General features: G+C 48.7%; 16 protein-coding genes. 10 read left to right on the forward strand and 6 right to left on the reverse strand.

Annotated elements, in window-relative coordinates:
* The first annotated feature begins 68 nt into the window (after window positions 1–68).
* Entirely contained in the window at window positions 69–1,088 is a 1,020-nt protein-coding gene (locus tag C7B65_RS03670; protein ID WP_073069534.1) for a long-chain acyl-[acyl-carrier-protein] reductase, read from the forward strand.
* Window positions 1,089–1,160: 72 nt separating this feature from the next.
* On the opposite strand, the gene C7B65_RS03675 is transcribed toward C7B65_RS03670, so the two are convergent.
* Complete coding sequence (locus C7B65_RS03675) at window positions 1,161–1,838, reverse strand: FHA domain-containing protein (protein WP_073069535.1); 678 nt, start codon at window positions 1,836–1,838, stop codon at window positions 1,161–1,163.
* 200 nt (window positions 1,839–2,038) lie between these two features.
* On the opposite strand from C7B65_RS03675, the gene C7B65_RS03680 reads away from it, so the two are divergent.
* The 3 genes from C7B65_RS03680 (at window position 2,039) to C7B65_RS03690 (ending at window position 4,589) form a co-directional block, all read left to right on the forward strand.
* Complete coding sequence (locus tag C7B65_RS03680; RefSeq protein WP_073069536.1) at window positions 2,039–2,254, forward strand: DNA-directed RNA polymerase subunit alpha C-terminal domain-containing protein; 216 nt, start codon at window positions 2,039–2,041, stop codon at window positions 2,252–2,254.
* Between the two features lie 35 nt (window positions 2,255–2,289).
* The gene (locus C7B65_RS03685) at window positions 2,290–3,822 is read left to right on the forward strand and encodes a hypothetical protein (RefSeq protein WP_073069537.1); all 1,533 of its coding nucleotides are present in this window, start codon (window positions 2,290–2,292) and stop codon (window positions 3,820–3,822) included.
* 452 nt (window positions 3,823–4,274) lie between these two features.
* Window positions 4,275–4,589 (forward strand): DUF6679 family protein, encoded by a 315-nt coding sequence (locus C7B65_RS03690; protein ID WP_073069538.1) that lies wholly within the window; start codon window positions 4,275–4,277, stop codon window positions 4,587–4,589.
* Window positions 4,590–4,632: 43 nt separating this feature from the next.
* Here C7B65_RS03690 and C7B65_RS03695 read toward each other — a convergent pair whose 3' ends face one another.
* Window positions 4,633–4,995, reverse strand: a complete 363-nt coding sequence (locus tag C7B65_RS03695; RefSeq protein ID WP_073069539.1) for a cupin domain-containing protein — start codon at window positions 4,993–4,995, stop codon at window positions 4,633–4,635.
* Window positions 4,996–5,034: 39 nt separating this feature from the next.
* Window positions 5,035–5,346, reverse strand: a complete 312-nt coding sequence (locus C7B65_RS03700) for a hypothetical protein (RefSeq protein WP_223257278.1) — start codon at window positions 5,344–5,346, stop codon at window positions 5,035–5,037.
* 163 nt (window positions 5,347–5,509) lie between these two features.
* On the opposite strand from C7B65_RS03700, the gene C7B65_RS03705 reads away from it, so the two are divergent.
* From C7B65_RS03705 to C7B65_RS03715, 3 genes are all read left to right on the forward strand, one after another.
* Complete coding sequence (locus C7B65_RS03705) at window positions 5,510–6,943, forward strand: HlyD family type I secretion periplasmic adaptor subunit (RefSeq protein WP_073069540.1); 1,434 nt, start codon at window positions 5,510–5,512, stop codon at window positions 6,941–6,943.
* A 319-nt stretch (window positions 6,944–7,262) separates the two neighbouring features.
* Window positions 7,263–8,618, forward strand: a complete 1,356-nt coding sequence (gene rimO, locus C7B65_RS03710) for a 30S ribosomal protein S12 methylthiotransferase RimO (protein WP_073069541.1) — start codon at window positions 7,263–7,265, stop codon at window positions 8,616–8,618.
* Between the two features lie 206 nt (window positions 8,619–8,824).
* Window positions 8,825–10,240: a DEAD/DEAH box helicase gene (locus C7B65_RS03715; RefSeq protein WP_073069542.1), complete on the forward strand. Its 1,416-nt coding sequence runs from the start codon at window positions 8,825–8,827 to the stop codon at window positions 10,238–10,240.
* A gap of 257 nt (window positions 10,241–10,497) precedes the next feature.
* Here C7B65_RS03715 and C7B65_RS03720 read toward each other — a convergent pair whose 3' ends face one another.
* On the reverse strand, window positions 10,498–10,866 hold the full coding sequence (locus tag C7B65_RS03720; RefSeq protein ID WP_073069543.1) for a response regulator: 369 nt from the start codon (window positions 10,864–10,866) through the stop codon (window positions 10,498–10,500).
* A 192-nt stretch (window positions 10,867–11,058) separates the two neighbouring features.
* Complete coding sequence (locus C7B65_RS03725) at window positions 11,059–12,009, reverse strand: aldo/keto reductase (RefSeq protein WP_181314323.1); 951 nt, start codon at window positions 12,007–12,009, stop codon at window positions 11,059–11,061.
* Between the two features lie 164 nt (window positions 12,010–12,173).
* Here C7B65_RS03725 and C7B65_RS03730 point away from each other — a divergent pair, with 164 nt between their 5' ends.
* A complete protein-coding gene (locus C7B65_RS03730; protein ID WP_073069544.1) occupies window positions 12,174–13,595 on the forward strand; it encodes a BCD family MFS transporter in 1,422 nt (473 codons plus the stop codon).
* A gap of 14 nt (window positions 13,596–13,609) precedes the next feature.
* Window positions 13,610–14,422, forward strand: a complete 813-nt coding sequence (locus tag C7B65_RS03735) for an inositol monophosphatase family protein (RefSeq protein ID WP_073069545.1) — start codon at window positions 13,610–13,612, stop codon at window positions 14,420–14,422.
* On the opposite strand, the gene C7B65_RS03740 is transcribed toward C7B65_RS03735, so the two are convergent.
* Window positions 14,419–15,201 carry an SAM hydrolase/SAM-dependent halogenase family protein gene (locus C7B65_RS03740; RefSeq protein WP_073069546.1) on the reverse strand — a complete coding sequence of 261 codons (783 nt, stop codon included), beginning with the start codon at window positions 15,199–15,201 and terminating at the stop codon, window positions 14,419–14,421. The two genes, C7B65_RS03735 and C7B65_RS03740, sit on opposite strands and share 4 nt — an antisense overlap.
* Window positions 15,202–15,318: 117 nt before the next feature.
* Between C7B65_RS03740 and pirA the strand changes: the two genes are divergently transcribed.
* Window positions 15,319–15,474, forward strand: coding sequence for an arginine synthesis PII-interacting regulator PirA (gene pirA, locus C7B65_RS27615; RefSeq protein WP_181314324.1), 156 nt, complete (start codon window positions 15,319–15,321; stop codon window positions 15,472–15,474).
* Window positions 15,475–15,636: the final 162 nt, after the last annotated feature.

The raw sequence follows: 15,636 nt of genomic DNA on the forward strand, positions 1-15,636 counted from the left end.
AAACCTGAAATCTCCTTCGATATCCACCTCATTTCAGCCTTACCCGCAGGCTACATATATATTCGTCGATGTTTGGTTTAATTGGTCATCTCACGAGTCTAGAGCACGCTCAATCAGTTGCTAGAGAGTTAGGCTATCCCGAATATGCCGACCAAGGGTTGGATTTTTGGTGCAGCGCTCCTCCGCAAATTGTTGACAACATCACCGTTACAAGCATTACTGGGCAAAAGATCGAGGGCAGATACGTCGAGTCTTGTTTTCTTCCAGAAATGTTAGCGACCCGTCGGATCAAGGCAGCTACTCGCAAAATTATCAATGCGATGGCACACGCCCAAAAGCACGGCATCAACATTACTGCGTTAGGTGGATTTTCATCAATTATTTTTGAAAACTTTAACCTCAGTCAGGTTCGCCAAGTCCGCAATGTGATGCTGGAGTTTGAGCGATTCACCACAGGCAACACCCATACCGCTTACATCATCTGCCGTCAAGTCGAGCAAGCCGCTAAACAATTGGGCATTAATTTGTCTGAAGCGACGGTGGCGATCTGTGGCGCAACGGGCGATATTGGCAGCGCGGTTTGCCGTTGGTTAGACAAGCGCACCGACGTTGCTGAACTGCTGTTGATTGCTCGTAACCAAGAACGTCTGCAAAACCTGCAAGCCGAACTCGGTCGCGGCAAAATTATGGGGCTGGAAGAAGCTCTACCCCAAGCAGACATCATCGTTTGGGTTGCTAGTATGCCCAAAGGCGTTGAGATCAATCCAGCCGTTCTTAAGCAGCCTTGCTTGCTGATCGATGGTGGCTATCCCAAAAATTTGGGGACGAAGGTGCAGTATCCCGGTGTGCACGTTCTGAATGGCGGCATTGTCGAACACTCGCTAGACATTGACTGGCGGATTATGAGCATCGTTAATATGGACGTGCCTGCTCGTCAGCTATTTGCCTGTTTTGCTGAGTCGATGCTGCTAGAGTTTGAGAAGTTGCACACTAACTTTTCTTGGGGGCGGAACTATATCACCGTTGAAAAGATGGAGGAAATTGGTGCGGCATCTGTGAAGCACGGCTTCAGCCCTTTGTTGATCTAGCGATCGCTAACCCCCGTAGAGATGTTCCGCCAGAATGTCTCTACGCAACTTGATAAAGGCATGATTGGGGCGCTAAAGCTTGGACTTGATCGCCTGCTGTTCTTCTGAGTAGTCAGCAAAAGGCGTTGAGCGCGACCTCAAGTTGTGCAGGCGAGACAACACTTCTGGGTGAATTGGCTCTAAAAAGTGTTGCTGTTGACTGATAAAGAAGAAAAACTCGATGCTGCCCAAACAAACTCGATCGCCATCGTGTAAAAGATGACGCTGCTGAACTCGATCGCCATTTACATAAGAGCCATTCATGCTGTTGAGATCAATCAGATAAAACCCTTGATCGGCATCGTAGAGAATCACGGCATGACGGCGCGACAGTTTACGATCGCTCAGAGATATAGCGGCTCCGCGATGTCGCCCGATCGTCCAGACGTTTTGAGACTGCAACAGCATTTCTGACACATCTTGCAGCAGGTTTGTGAGCAGATAAACTTGCCCTGACTGCGAGACTCCTTGAACATATTTCAGCTTTCTCTCTGCGGCAAACAAGTGAGGGAAATCAGCTTCAGGAATCGGTCTACCGTTGAGTAATAAAGTTTGCGCTTTAGCGGGGCTGTTCTCATCATCATCCGAATCTTGATCGCTCCAGAAAGCTTGCTCGGCAATTTCTACAGCAAGGTTCTCTTGAGGATCTGATGATAAAATTTCCTGCGTTAGGGGATTAGAATGTTCTGGCGCTTTTGACTCTAAATTCATGAGAAGATCTCTTAAAACAGGTGCAAATGGGGCTTGCCGACTCGCTTTGTGGAGCGCGATCGAGTTCTAGAGTTCCCGGATAAGAATGAGGACGATCAGATTGAGTGATTGAATGTGAGATAGGGGCGATCGAGAAGGCAATTCTTCAGAAAGCTCTAGACTAGAATTCAAAACTCCTATTTTCAAACACTTTTAGAGTTATGAATGACGCGCTCGATCGCAGACCCATTGAAGATCTTCAGCTTTCGATGAAGGCACTCGGTTCGCTTAAACGCACTCAAATCCAGACGATCGGCGATCTGATGAATTACACCGAAGAAGATCTAAAAATTTTAGACCCGCAATCGGGTGAAGAAGTGATTCAGGCGCTTCAGCAGCGATTAGGGTTAACCCTGCCTGAAAACGATTTGCAGTAATCTATACTGAATTCTCAAGTGTTTGATCATTGAGTATGCAACCCACGCCAACCGCTCCGCCCAAGCAGTTTTTTCAACCGCTCGATCGTGCCGCGCTATTTGTGATGGCAATTTTGAGCGTTGTGATTGGGCTGCTGTTATTGAGCGGCGATCGCAGTGCCCCACGAGTCCGTGATTTTAGCTGGCAAAACAAGCAAGTTGGCTCAGATGATAGTGCGTTTGTGCTGACGTTTAGTCGCCCGATGGATCACAACAGCGTTGAGCAAAACTTGCAAATCGAGCCATCTTTGCCCGGAAAGACAAGCTGGGCAGGGCGACGAATGGCGTATACCCTGAATGCGCCTGCTCCTTATGGCACGTCTTTTAATGTCAAGCTGCAAAACGCTCAAGACCGCTTTACTCAAGAGGGCAGCGATCGCGTCAGCATTCAGCCATTTGTCGGAAACTTTCAGAGCCGCGATCGTGCCTTTGCCTACATTGGGGTTGACGGAGACGAAGCGGGACGGCTGATTCTCTTTAACATGACAAAGCAGGAGAAAAAAATCCTGACTCCTCAAAATCTAGTGGTAATGGACTTTAAGCCCTATACCCAAAGCGATCGGATTCTTTTTTCTGCCATCGAGCGCGCCAATCAGTCCCAAACGTTAGTGGATCAAAAACTCTACACCGTTACAACCGGACTTGCGATCAATTCCCCTGCCCAACCCAGTGATATTCAAAAATCTGATTGGGATTTCTTTAACTCAGTTAAACCCTCGCCTAGCCCGTCATCTGGACAAATTGAGCGCGTTCTCGACAATCAAGATTACCAAAATCTCAAATTCGATGTGTCACCCGATGGAAACGTGATTGTCGTGCAGCGCGTCAGTCGCAAAAATCCCAACGATTTTGGGCCGTGGATCATTCGTCAAGGCTCTGCGCCCCAGCCGTTAGATAATAAACAGCCTGGCGGTGAATTTTTAATTACGCCCGACAGTTCGTCTCTCGCGATCGCGCAAGGGCAAGGACTCGCCATCATTCCTCTGCAACCCCAGGCTGATCCGCTAGACTTTTTACCCAAGTTTGGCACTGTGCTGAGTTTCTCCAAAGATGGCTCCAGCGCCGCAATGCTAAAGTTCAACACTGATTACACCCGATCGCTGTTTCTCGTGACCAATCAAGGAGACTCAAAAGAAATCTTTAAAACCACAGGCTCGATCGTCAGCGCTCAGTTTGACCCCACCGAGCAGATTCTCTATTGTTTGTTGACTAATCTCATTCCGGGTGCCACTTATCAAGAACAGCCCTATCTCGCCGCGATCGACCTCAAAACTGCCATGACCCAAGGCGGTGAACGTGCCCTGCATCCAATGGTGCTGCTGCCTAAACAGCGAGATATTCAGATGAGCCTTGCCCCCGATGGGTTAGCGCTGATCTTTGACCAAACCGATGGAGATGCTCAGTCGCCCGATGGCAAATCACTGGCTAACGGCCGTCTCTGGCTCTTGCCTCTCACTGGCAATTTAACCGCTAAAGTTCAACCCGAAGCTCTGCCCATGCCCGGATTTCATCCCCGTTGGCTTCCTTGACCTCAAAACTTGTTAGTCTATATTTAGTCACTTTGCTTAACAATGGCTAGAATAGTTGGTACAATCCGATACTTAGAGGCAGTTAACTAGCAAGACCTTGAAAGGCTCGTAAACTTATGGGAACGCTTTGCACAATGGCTAGATTCATCGATGCCCCATCCCAAGCCCCTGACCGATGCCGATATGCCTGTGCTTCTCACCCGTCTGATCAACCCTTGCTCTTTTGATTCAATCCCTGCACTTTATTAAACTGAGCCACTTCAACCTTTGCCTACCTTAAATGATTTGTACCAACGTCAGCAATCCTCTCTCAGCAGGAAAATGAAAAATGGTGCCGACAAGGAGATCGGATTCTTCCTTGCCAGATTTGAAGAACACTGCCACTCTAAAGCTTAGGGAATCGCAGTTTCAAGATGCAGTTTTAAGAGTCATTTGCTCAGGAGAAGCAATACATGCTACACCGCAAGATCTATCAACTCTGTTGCGATGGTCGAGAAGTCTGGATTTTCTTGCGGGATCAGCAACGCTGGATTGAGCGTGCCAAGATTCTAGATATCGAAGGCGATCTGGTCACGTTGCGTTATGAAACCGAAGAAGACGACGAAAATTGCTCTTGGGAGGAAATGGTGCGCCTAGAAAGCATTGGGGCTGTCACTCAGAAGCTTGCTTCTGTACCGAAAGGAAATGTCGATCCCCTAGTTTCGGATGATTGTCCAGAGGCCGAACAGCTTCCTAAGCGCCATTACCCAGAGTTAAACCAAGATTAGCAATCGTCAGGGGTGAAGATTAATTTCATCACCCTGCGATCGCTCATTGGTAGACCGTTTCATCTTCCTTCTGCCAAGCTGGGTCAACAATACAGATGAAAACTAGCGGCTCGTTGCCACTGTTGTAGATAAACTGTGTTGCACTGGGCGGAATATAAATGGCATCCCCAGGCTCTACGGTCTGGGTTTCGTCGTTAATGTGCATCTCTCCCTCGCCCGTGAGAATGTAATAGACTTCAGATGTAGTCAGCGCATGGGGAATCGAGGTTTGTCCGACTGGGACGATCGCATGTGCCAGACTATATCTCAAATCTAACGGCTGCTTGTCTGGGTGAAATAACTCACGCAGCAGCGTTCCGTCGCCAGCTACAAACTCTGGACAGTGACTGAGTTTTTGCACCAACATGACGATCGTCTCCACCGTTCCAAATTCTTCTCTAAAATCTTAGTAGAGATTGGGAGCCGGATCATAGTCAGGACAGTGAATGGCATCTTCAGACAGCGCGATCGAGGGGTGAACCGTACACTTAAGCCCGTAATCACCCGTAAAATATTGACAGTTTGCACAAGGGATCTGGTGCATCTGTCTAGCTCTGCCCACGCCCTCAAACACAGTTGAAAACAAACTCCAGACTGTGAGAATCACAAATAACCAGGCAGACACAAAGCAAATTGGCACCAAAAACGGTTGAATGGCATGAACTAGTGGATAAAGGAGTTGAAACACAGGTGTGTCACCATTGACATAAATGGGCATTCTGGATTCATATTAGTAGGCTGGTCTACGATCGTCGCCTCGCTTAAGAGTTATTCAGGTGTCGTTACATTCTGTAACCTTTGATAGACTTTCCGGTCGATCGGCTATCTTTGAGGCTAGTGTACCTGGCTGTTTATTTCTGCCCCGGTAAAACAAAAGACTTATGCGCGTTTCTCTTTCTTCCACTCCCGCTCAATCTCAGCAAGTCAAACAACAGCTTGCTAACCCTGAAGATTCGCTCTCGTTTGAGCTTGGCAAAGCCGTTCAAGAGTTGCCACCTCTCTACACTCGCATTCTGGCAGGAACGGTCAGCGCGATCGTGTTTGGCACGATCGGCTGGGCGCACTTTAGCCAAATTGATGAAGTGGCGATCACTCAAGGCAAAACCGTTCCCTCGACCGAAGTTCGACCAATTCGAGCACTTGGGGTCGGCAGCGTCTCTCAAACTAGAGTCAAAGCTGGAAGCGTTGTCAAAAAGGGAGATATCTTAGTCGAAATCGATCCAGGAGTTAGCGAAACGAATGTCGCGAGTCTAGAAACAGATGCCCAAAAGATTCAAGAAGATGTCAATCGTCTAGAAGCAGAGAGCCGAGGGCAAACGGTTTCAGGGGGAAATCCCATCCAAGATCAGTTGTTGAACGCACGTCAACGAGAATTTACTGAAAAGCAAGCTGGAGCAATCGCCGAAGCCAATCGTCAAATCGCGACGATTAACGAAGCGCAAACTCGCCTAGAGCGATATCAAGAAAACCTGGCGAATGCTCAGACAACGCTGCAAAATGCTAAAGCCAATCTCGTCACGGCTCAAGAGCGAGAGAGAAGCCTCCGCACGCTGATTGCCAGCAATGCTGTTCCCCGGTTAGATTATCTCAACGCCATCGATCAGGTCACCAATGCCAAAAACCAGATCAACGATGCAGAAGATAAAATTACGTCTCTAGCGAAAGAAGCCGAAGCTCAACAGGATCGAATTCATCAAGCGCAGCAAGCTTTTGAGTCAGCAAAAAGCACGTCTCAGGGCTTGGCTCCTCAGCGTCAAGGCGAAATTCTGACTCAACTCAACCAACGCCGTGAAGAGTTGACGAAAAAGCTCGGCGAGATTGCGATCGCCAAAAAGCAGCAGTCTGACAAAGAAACCGTCACCGCTCCCTTTGATGGAACAGTCTACAACATTAAAGTGACTCAAGGCCCAGTGCAGCAGGGCGAAGAATTGCTTTCGATTTCGCCTAACAATCAAGACCTCGTTCTAGAAGCTAAAGTTCTCAACCGAGATATTGGCTTTGTTCGGCCCGGCATGAATGCGAAAATTAAATTAGCGACCTTTCCTTATCAAGAGTTTGGCGTTATCGAGGGTGAAGTGCTTCAGATCAGCCCAGATGCCGTCGTTGAGAAAGATGAAAACGGTCGCGATATGGGTCCGGTCTTCTTGGCTAAGATTCGGCTCGACAAAAGTGCCATTAGCGTCCGGGGTCAAGACGTTGCACTAACTCCTGGTATGACAGGTGCCGCTGAGATCGTGACCCGTAAGAAGTCAATTCTCAGCTTCCTGATTGAACCTGTGACTAAGAAATTTAGCGAAGCGTTCTCAGTCAGATAGATTAAGAAGTGTAAAAGACGAAGGAGAAAAGGTGGATTGCAGCGGTTTAGGGTTTAAGCTTGAAAAAGCGCAAAACAGTGTATAGACGTAGATTTTTGCCTTTCCCCTTTTCTGATTGAAAAAGAATCTATTTAACAGAACGTAATATTTCCAATTTTGCGCTATCATAGAGATCAACGTAACAAAGCGATTGCGAGTATCTGTATCCATTAAGCATTTGGCTCCTTGGATGGGAAGCGAGGGGAAGAGCCGTCGCACCGACGATCGCTACGGTTTAAACCGATACTAACCCTTCGTTATTCACTCCATCAGGTTTTTCATGGGCAACAAGCCAACTATTGCCATCTCTCATTTAGGCTGCGAAAAAAACAGAATTGACACCGAGCATATGCTCGGTCTGCTAGTGCAAGCAGGTTATGAGGTTGACGCAAACGATGAACTCGCAGATTATGTAATCGTCAACACGTGCAGTTTTATTCAAGCGGCGCGAGAAGAGTCAGTTCGGACGTTAGTAGAACTGGCAGAAGCCAACAAAAAGATTGTGATCACGGGCTGCATGGCGCAGCACTTTCAAGAGCAACTGTTAGACGAACTCCCCGAAGCTGTCGCGCTGGTTGGGACGGGCGACTATCACAAGATCGTAGACGTGATCGAGCGGACTGAATTGGGAGAGCGAGTCACCGAAGTCTCGCAAGAACCCACCTATATTGCAGATGAAACGACTCCTCGTTATCGCACCACAACTGAAGGAGTTGCTTATCTCAGAATTGCAGAAGGTTGTGACTATCGTTGCGCCTTTTGCATCATTCCCCACCTGCGCGGAAACCAACGATCGCGCACGATCGAGTCCATTGTCGCCGAAGCAAACCAGCTTGTCTCAGAAGGCGTTCGGGAGATTATTTTAATCTCTCAAATCACGACAAACTATGGCTTAGATATTTATGGGGAACCCAGACTGGCAGAATTGATTCGGGCACTGGGCGAAGTAGATATTCCCTGGGTTCGGATGCATTATGCCTATCCTACGGGCTTAACGCCTAGCGTGATGGCGGCGATGCAAGAAACGCCTAACGTTCTGCCCTATTTAGACTTGCCCCTTCAGCACTCCCACCCAGAGATTCTTCGATCAATGAATCGTCCCTGGCAGGGTCGGGTAAATGACGGCATCATTGAGCGCATCAAATCAGCGTTACCCGATGCCGTGCTGAGAACCACTTTCATCGTGGGATTCCCCGGTGAAACCGATGAACAGTTTGAACATTTGCTGCAATTTGTTCAACGTCACGAGTTCGATCATGTAGGGGTCTTCACCTTCTCCCCCGAAGAGGAAACCCCCGCCTACGAGTTGCCCAACCAGTTACCGCAATCGGTAATGGATGCCCGTCGCGATGCCTTAATGCAGATTCAGCAACCGATTTCTCTTAGACGGAATCGATCGCAGATTGGCAAGGTTGTCGATGTTTTGATTGAGCAAGAAAACCCGGAAACGGGTGAGTTAGTCGGTCGGTCTGCCCGCTTTTCGCCAGAGGTGGATGGACTGGTGTATGTCCAGGGTGAGGCATCGCTAGGGGCACTGGTGCCAGTAGCGATCGTCGATGCCGATATCTATGACCTGTATGGGCATGTTGCGACCGCAGCAGACCTGATGCAGAACCCCTTAGTGGCGACTCGATGAGGGTTTCGATGTCCCTGTTTTACTAAAAGCGATCTGAGATGCGTCGTTTTTGATGACCGTCTCTCCCGCATGTCTCGCATGTTTTATACCGCGCCTTTTCCGATGGTGTAACCAGTAGGATTGACCGTGCCTGAGTTTTCTCAGGACATCTTGATCCCCCTCATCGAAATAATGGCGTATGACCTTTGACCTATTAGGAGCATTCAATGACCCTTTCTTTCCAAAGCCTTGGACTTTCTGAAACTCGCGTTCGTAACTTAGAAGAGTTGGGCTTTACTGCCCCGACCGCGATTCAAGCCCAAGCCATTCCTCACCTACTCGCGGGCCGCGATGTGGTGGGTCAAGCCCAAACCGGAACAGGCAAGACTGCCGCATTCGCTCTGCCTATCTTGGAGCGGATTGATCCCAAAAATCCCGCAGTGCAAGCGCTGATCCTGACACCGACTCGTGAGTTGGCAATGCAGGTATGTCAGGCAACCCGCACGTTTGTGGACGACAAGCGCGTCCAAGTCTTAGCAATTTACGGTGGACAGTCGATCGACCAGCAAATTTCTCGACTACGCAAAGGTTCTCAAATCGTCGTCGGCACACCGGGGCGGGTGATTGACCTCCTCAGCCGGGGTGACTTAAAGCTCAATCAGTTGAGTTGGATGGTGCTAGACGAAGCAGATGAAATGCTGAACATGGGCTTCATTCAGGATGTCGAAAAGATCCTGAACCAGGCGCCTGTTGAGCGTCAAACTGCCTTCTTCTCTGCCACGATGGAGCCTTCAGTTCGGAAGCTGGTGACGAAGTTCTTGAGATCGCCCGTGACGGTGACGATCGAGCAACCCAAAGCCGCCCCAAATCGCATTAATCAAGTCGCTTACACCATCCCCCGTGGTTGGACGAAAGCGCGGGCGCTGCAACCCATTCTAGAGTTGGAAGATCCCGATACGGCTCTAATCTTTGTGCGGACTCGTCGCGCTGCTGCCGAACTGACCAGTCAACTACAAGCTGCCGGACATAGTGTGGATGAGTATCATGGCGATCTCACCCAGACTCAGCGCGAACGTCTGTTAATCAGGTTCCGTCAGCGTCAGGTGCGTTGGGTAGTTGCAACAGATATCGCAGCACGAGGCATTCACGTTGATGATCTCACCCATGTGATCAACTACGATTTGCCCGACAGCGTTGAAAGCTATGTCCACCGCATCGGTCGAACCGGACGCGCTGGCAAAGAAGGCACCGCAATTTCGTTGGTTCACGCCCTTGATCGTCGTAAACTGCGCGACATTGAGAACCACGTGCGTCAGCGTTTAGAGATTCGCAATGTGCCGACTCGTGCCGAAATCGAAGCTCGTTACTTAGACAAGCTACAAGGTCAGGTGCGCGAAGCTCTGACGGGTGAGCGGATGGCTTCGTTCTTGCCGATCGTGGCGCAACTGGCTGAAGAGTTTGAACCCCACACGATCGCGGCAGCCGCTCTGCAAATGGTTTACGACAAGACTCGTCCTTCTTGGATGGCTTCTGGTAGTGATCCCGTTGCGGATGATGCGCCTCGTTCACGCGGTGGCGGTGGCAGCGGTTCTGATAAGCCCAAGCCTGTCAAACGGGTAAAGACTTCTGCTAATTCTAATTAACGTGAATTCGACGGCTTCGTTACAGTTTGTCGTGCCCCTAAATCCCTCAAGTTTGGGGACTTCAAGCCAAAATTTCCGGTTCAAAGTCCCCCAGAATGGGGGATCTAGGGGGCAGAAGCCGCTGACAACGCAGCGAAAAAACTCGTCGAACTGACGTTAATTAGTGCGAACGGCAGTAGAAAATAGCTAAAGTTAGCGGGTTGAGGAGGTTCCTTAACTCGCTTTTTTGATTGAAAATTGCGGTTGTGAACGATCGTTTACGCTTGCTCTAACAAATGTCTTACGGCGTTCACCATTTCTAAGGGTTTATATGGTTTGGCGATGTAGGCATCGGCTCCTTGCTTTAGGCCCCAATAGCGATCGAACTCTTCGTCTTTTATAGTACACATCATGACAGGAATGTTCTTCGTTCGGGGATCGCTCTTGATCCAGCGACACAGTTCGTAGCCGTTCATTCGTGGCATGACAATATCAGTAATTACGAGATCTGGGTGATGGGTCTGAATTTGCTTGATCGCTTCGATGCCGTCGATCGCCTCAATCACCGCATATCCACTGCTTTCAAGATACTCTGCGAGAATTAACCGAACCGTCGTGCTATCGTCAACAACTAAAACTGCACTCATAAACGCTTGTGTCAGTCAATCCACAGGACTGCTCCTTCTTGACCTATTATTCGCGTCGAGAGTTCTTAACTCCGGAATTTTTGTGTGGGAAAATCGTAAAGAGCGCCATTGAGTGACAAGTTTTGAACTTTAAAGGTCAAGCGAACCGCTTTAACTAAAAGTTTCACTCCTGTCACTCATGAGGCTATTTTTTTAGCGGCGATCGCGAGTCAATAAATCGAGCTTTGTGAATTCGTCTGCATCAAGTGACCAACCTAGAGCGCCTGCATTTTGTCGAGCTTGATCAGCGTTTTTGGCACCAGGGATCGGAATCACATTGCCTTGAGTGATGAGCCAATTCAGCGCGACTTGAGCGGGCATTTTATCGTGCTTTTGTCCGATCTCACGCATCAAGCTAATGACAGGGGCAAGCTTTTCTAATCCCTGACGGCTGAATCGACTATCTAGCTTTCGAGCACCCGTCACGGAGTCCGCATTTTCAGGCGTATATTTCCCGGTCAATAACCCTTGAGCTAAAGGACTGTATGCCAAAATTGTCACCCCTAAGTCACGGGCAGTATTGAAAATCCCATTCGTCTCGATCTGGCGAGTGATTAGTGAATGACGAACTTGATTGACCGCTAGAGGAACCCCTTTTGCGGCTAAATAGTCGTGAGCTTCCCGCATTTGTTGAGCCGAATAATTGCTGACTCCGATCGTTGCAATTCGCCCTCGCTTCACTTCTTCTGCTAATGCCTCCATTAGTGTTTTTTTGCTCATAAAAAAGTCGAACGGCATATGAACTTGGTAAAGCGCAATGCGATCGATTTGGAGCCGCTTCAAACTTTCTGATACCGCTTCATGAACTGACTCTGCCGAAAATCGCCAGGGCAACGGCATATATTTTGTGGCAATTTGTACCGGGCGATCGGTTTGCTTCATAAACCGCCCTAACAGCTTTTCTGACTCGCCCAAGCCATAGATTTCTGCTGTATCAAAAAAATCAACTCCAGAGGCAATCGTGGCATCAAACGCTTCTTTGACCTGCGCTTCACCATATTCTTTGCCATAGCTCCAAAACAGCGAGTCGCCCCATTGCCAAGTGCCGATGCCAAGCGGTGGAATCGCAGGAAGATTTGCGCCAAAGGAAATGGACTGCACCATAAAAATTTGATCTGATTTAAGGACTTAACATTTCTTAGTCTAGCGATTTGCAAGCAGGGGCGCGTCCGTCGATCGTTACAAATCCATGGGACTCAAGTCGCCCGATCGCCCTTATCCTAAAAATGAGAAACTGATTTGTCGTGACCTCCGCGTTTTGAGAAACTATGGCGACTAATGATTTTCCTGATCCACAGTTGGTGTCGTCTGAGCCGGTAAAGTCTCTGCCTAAGCTGGGCTTATTCACTATGTTTCGGCTAGGTTTGTTTCAAATGGGGTTGGGGATATTGTCACTGTTGACGCTAGGCGTTCTCAATCAGGTGATGATCTCCGAACTGAAAGTGCCAGGGACGATCGCAGCAGGCACGATCGCCATGTATCAATTTGTGGCTCCGGCTCGGATCTGGTTTGGGCAGATGTCTGACTCGAAACCAATTAGGGGCTATCATCGCACGGGCTATATCTGGAGCGGTATGACTCTACAAGCAGTCTGCCTGTTTTTGGCGGTGCAGGTCGTTTGGAAACTGGGTGCCAGCGCTGCTACGGGCTGGACTACGCAAAGCACGGTTTGGGCTGCCCTACTCGCGTTGATGTTTGGGCTGTATGGCTTGTGTATTAGCGCCAGTTCGACCCCATTTATGGCGCTGCTGGTCGATATCACTGACGAAGATCAGCGATCGAAGGTTGTCGGAATTGTCTGGTCAATGCTGATGATTGGGATTATCATCGGCGCGATCGTCGGGCAAAAAATGCTGACTGGCTTAACGCCCGAAACGTTGCAGCCAGTGGTGAATCGGCTGTTTACAATTTTTCCGATCGCGGTCATTGGTCTCACATTTCTGGCGACATTTGGCATTGAGAAGAAATATTCACGCTATGCGTCACGATCGCAGTTAGCCGAGCGAGAAGATCAAATTACGTTAGGCAGAGCTTTAAAGGTTCTGACTGCCAGCCGACAAACAGGAATCTTTTTCGCGTTTTTGCTGGTGATGACGATTAGTTTATTTCTTCAGCAGCCCGTTTTAGAACCTTATGCCCGCGAAGTGTTTGGCATGACGATCGCCGAAAGTGCCGGACTCAACAAATACTGGGGATACGGCGTTTTGGCGGGAATGGGCATCGGCGGCTTTCTGGTTGTGCCTCGTCTCGGTAAACAGCGGACTGCAAAAATGGGTTGCTTGCTGACGAGCGCTTGTTTTCTGCTGATCATTATTTCTGGCTCTACGCAAACTCAAGTTTTGCTCAAAAGTGCCGTGATTCTGTTTGGCTTGTCTTCGGGTGTGCTGACCAATAGTGCAGTCAGTTTAATGCTGGATCTAACTGCCGCAGAAACCGCAGGAACCTTTGTCGGAGCATGGGGACTGGCTCAAGCTTTGTCTCAAGCCAGCGCAACTTTGGCGGGAGGCGTGATTCTTGACATCGGTCGTCAACTCTTTCAGCAGCCCTTCTTTGCTTTTAGCTTGGTGTTTGCTTGTGAGGCGCTAGGCATGATTTTGGCAGTCATATTGCTGGCGCGAGTCAACGTTCAAGAATTTAGAACGAAGTCTCAAACTGCGATCGCTGCCGTTCTCGAAACCGAACTCGATTAATATTAGATTCCCAAATGACTGATTTTTGGACTCAAATTCTCGATTTTTCTCAAGCCGAAACTCAGCGAGTCGGCACCCAACTGCTACAAGATTTTGGTCAGGCGCAAGCATCTGAAAAATCCGATGGTAGTTTGGTGACCCAATCCGATCAGTGGGCAGATCAAGAATTGCGGAATGCGATCGCTCACACATTTCCAACCCACGGCGTTTTGAGTGAAGAAACCGAACATATTTTCCCCGATCAAGACTGGTGCTGGGTGATTGATCCGTTAGATGGCACGACGAATTTTGCGAGAGGTCTGCCACTCTGGGGCATCTCACTGGGCTTACTTTATAAAGGAATTCCAGTCTTCGGATATGTGCATTTCCCACCGTTGAGACAATCTTTTCACGGGTTTTGGCAAGGTTCATCGGGGCTGACGATGCCAACGGGAGCGTTTCTCAACCAGAAGCCGATTCACGCTAGTCAAGATGCTTTGACGAGCAACCACTTTTTTAATCTGTGCGCTCGAAGTATCTCGGTGCTCAAAAATCCCTTTCCTGCCAAAATTCGGATGTTGGGTGTGTCAACTTACAATTTTTTGACGGTCGCCGCTGGAGCAACTTTAGGAGGAATTGAAGCTACACCAAAAATTTGGGATATCACCGCAGTCTGGGCGATCGTGCAAGCGGCTGGCGCAGTCTGGCACCCACTCGAACCCAATCCCATCTTTCCTTTACAAGTTGGAGAGAATTATAGTCAGCGATCGTTCCCAACGTTGGTCGTCAGTCGCGCCGATTTGCTACCCGTTTTTGAGCCGTTGGTAAGTTCGATCAGAAGCCGTTAAGTTCCATCCATGACGACTGATATTGCACTGCCCCACTTCAGATTAAGTTGTCTTTGAGCATTATCACGACTAGCCGCAATTTCAACCCAGCCATGACTGCCAACTAAAGCAAGAATTTCTCCAGGTTCGCTGTCTGAGTAGGTGGATTTGCTTGGATAAGTCGAGTTCTCTAGGCTGACGCTCCAAGACTTTCCAGCCACTTCGTCACCTGAAATATTTGTAATCAAGTTGCCGAAATGGTCGATCGCTTGAATTACTCCCCAAATCGTGTTTCCTATACAAGTCGGGTTAGCGATCGGCAGATGAATAATCGTTCTCAAACCAATTTCAGTCCCCAGTTCTCTGATCGGTACTCCGCTTGCTAGGTGCGCTCCGATCGGGGCAAAAATGTCACGTCCGTGAAAGGTCGTGCTTGGAGATGACGTGCGCCAATAGAAAGGATTGGTTAACTCAACGGCAGCGATCGCTGAATTCTGGCTCAAAACGCCACTCACTAGCCCATTATCGGGAGCCACTAAAAATCCAGACTCAAGTTGAATGGCGATCGCGCGTCGCAGACTTCCCACGCTGGGATCAACAACTGCTATGTGCACCGTCCCGGCCGGAAAGTAGGGATAGGCGTTCATCAAGTGAAACCGAGCCGCAGCAATGTCTTGAGGTGGAACTTGATGCGTCAGATCAATCATGGTGAGGGTGGGATTGATCTGAGCGATCGTGCCTTTCATCACCGCTACATAGACATCGCTCAACCCAAAATCGCTGAGTAGCGTCAGAATCATAATGATTTCTTATATTTCTAATCATTAATTTTGGTAGTATAAACTACCGTTTGAATCTTAGATGTTATGATTAGAAGACAATCACATAGCACAAATATTTTTTTGGAAATGTCCGATATGAACAGAAATCGTCAGCAAACCTTCACACAAGCTGCCACTGCTCACCGCGAAAATCTGCAAAAAAACTTGCAGCGCCGCATGGAAGCCGCGAGAGACAGAGGCGACGAAAACCTTTTAAAAATGCTCGAAGCAGAAGCAAACTACCTCAAGTAATTTGTGTTCAAGAACCCCAGATCCCGCCTTCAAGTTGGAGTGAATAAAAGGTACAGACTTAATAGTTTGTACCTTTTTGTTATTGATTGCTCAATATTTTTTTTACTGGCTGGGTTTCTCAAGCTCCATCCTTGCCTTGTATACTGAGCTTTGAGTTTTGTA

Origin of the sequence: Phormidesmis priestleyi ULC007 (assembly GCF_003003695.1) — a bacterium.
Classification (GTDB): Bacteria; Cyanobacteriota; Cyanobacteriia; order Leptolyngbyales; family Leptolyngbyaceae; genus Phormidesmis_A; species Phormidesmis_A priestleyi_A.

What these genes read in the sequence shown, in the direction of transcription:
- C7B65_RS03740 (WP_073069546.1), bottom strand. Translation starts at nt 15,201, where the DNA reads ATGATTCTGACGCTACTCAGCGATTTTGGGTTGAGCGATGTCTATGTA.
- rimO (WP_073069541.1), top strand. Translation starts at nt 7,263, where the DNA reads ATGGGCAACAAGCCAACTATTGCCATCTCTCATTTAGGCTGCGAAAAA.
- C7B65_RS03670 (WP_073069534.1), top strand. Translation starts at nt 69, where the DNA reads ATGTTTGGTTTAATTGGTCATCTCACGAGTCTAGAGCACGCTCAATCA.
- C7B65_RS03725 (WP_181314323.1), bottom strand. Translation starts at nt 12,009, where the DNA reads ATGGTGCAGTCCATTTCCTTTGGCGCAAATCTTCCTGCGATTCCACCG.
- C7B65_RS03700 (WP_223257278.1), bottom strand. Translation starts at nt 5,346, where the DNA reads ATGCCCATTTATGTCAATGGTGACACACCTGTGTTTCAACTCCTTTAT.
- C7B65_RS03680 (WP_073069536.1), top strand. Translation starts at nt 2,039, where the DNA reads ATGAATGACGCGCTCGATCGCAGACCCATTGAAGATCTTCAGCTTTCG.
- C7B65_RS03675 (WP_073069535.1), bottom strand. Translation starts at nt 1,838, where the DNA reads ATGAATTTAGAGTCAAAAGCGCCAGAACATTCTAATCCCCTAACGCAG.
- C7B65_RS03735 (WP_073069545.1), top strand. Translation starts at nt 13,610, where the DNA reads ATGACTGATTTTTGGACTCAAATTCTCGATTTTTCTCAAGCCGAAACT.
- pirA (WP_181314324.1), top strand. Translation starts at nt 15,319, where the DNA reads ATGAACAGAAATCGTCAGCAAACCTTCACACAAGCTGCCACTGCTCAC.
- C7B65_RS03690 (WP_073069538.1), top strand. Translation starts at nt 4,275, where the DNA reads ATGCTACACCGCAAGATCTATCAACTCTGTTGCGATGGTCGAGAAGTC.
- C7B65_RS03705 (WP_073069540.1), top strand. Translation starts at nt 5,510, where the DNA reads ATGCGCGTTTCTCTTTCTTCCACTCCCGCTCAATCTCAGCAAGTCAAA.
- C7B65_RS03720 (WP_073069543.1), bottom strand. Translation starts at nt 10,866, where the DNA reads ATGAGTGCAGTTTTAGTTGTTGACGATAGCACGACGGTTCGGTTAATT.
- C7B65_RS03715 (WP_073069542.1), top strand. Translation starts at nt 8,825, where the DNA reads ATGACCCTTTCTTTCCAAAGCCTTGGACTTTCTGAAACTCGCGTTCGT.
- C7B65_RS03695 (WP_073069539.1), bottom strand. Translation starts at nt 4,995, where the DNA reads ATGTTGGTGCAAAAACTCAGTCACTGTCCAGAGTTTGTAGCTGGCGAC.
- C7B65_RS03730 (WP_073069544.1), top strand. Translation starts at nt 12,174, where the DNA reads ATGGCGACTAATGATTTTCCTGATCCACAGTTGGTGTCGTCTGAGCCG.
- C7B65_RS03685 (WP_073069537.1), top strand. Translation starts at nt 2,290, where the DNA reads ATGCAACCCACGCCAACCGCTCCGCCCAAGCAGTTTTTTCAACCGCTC.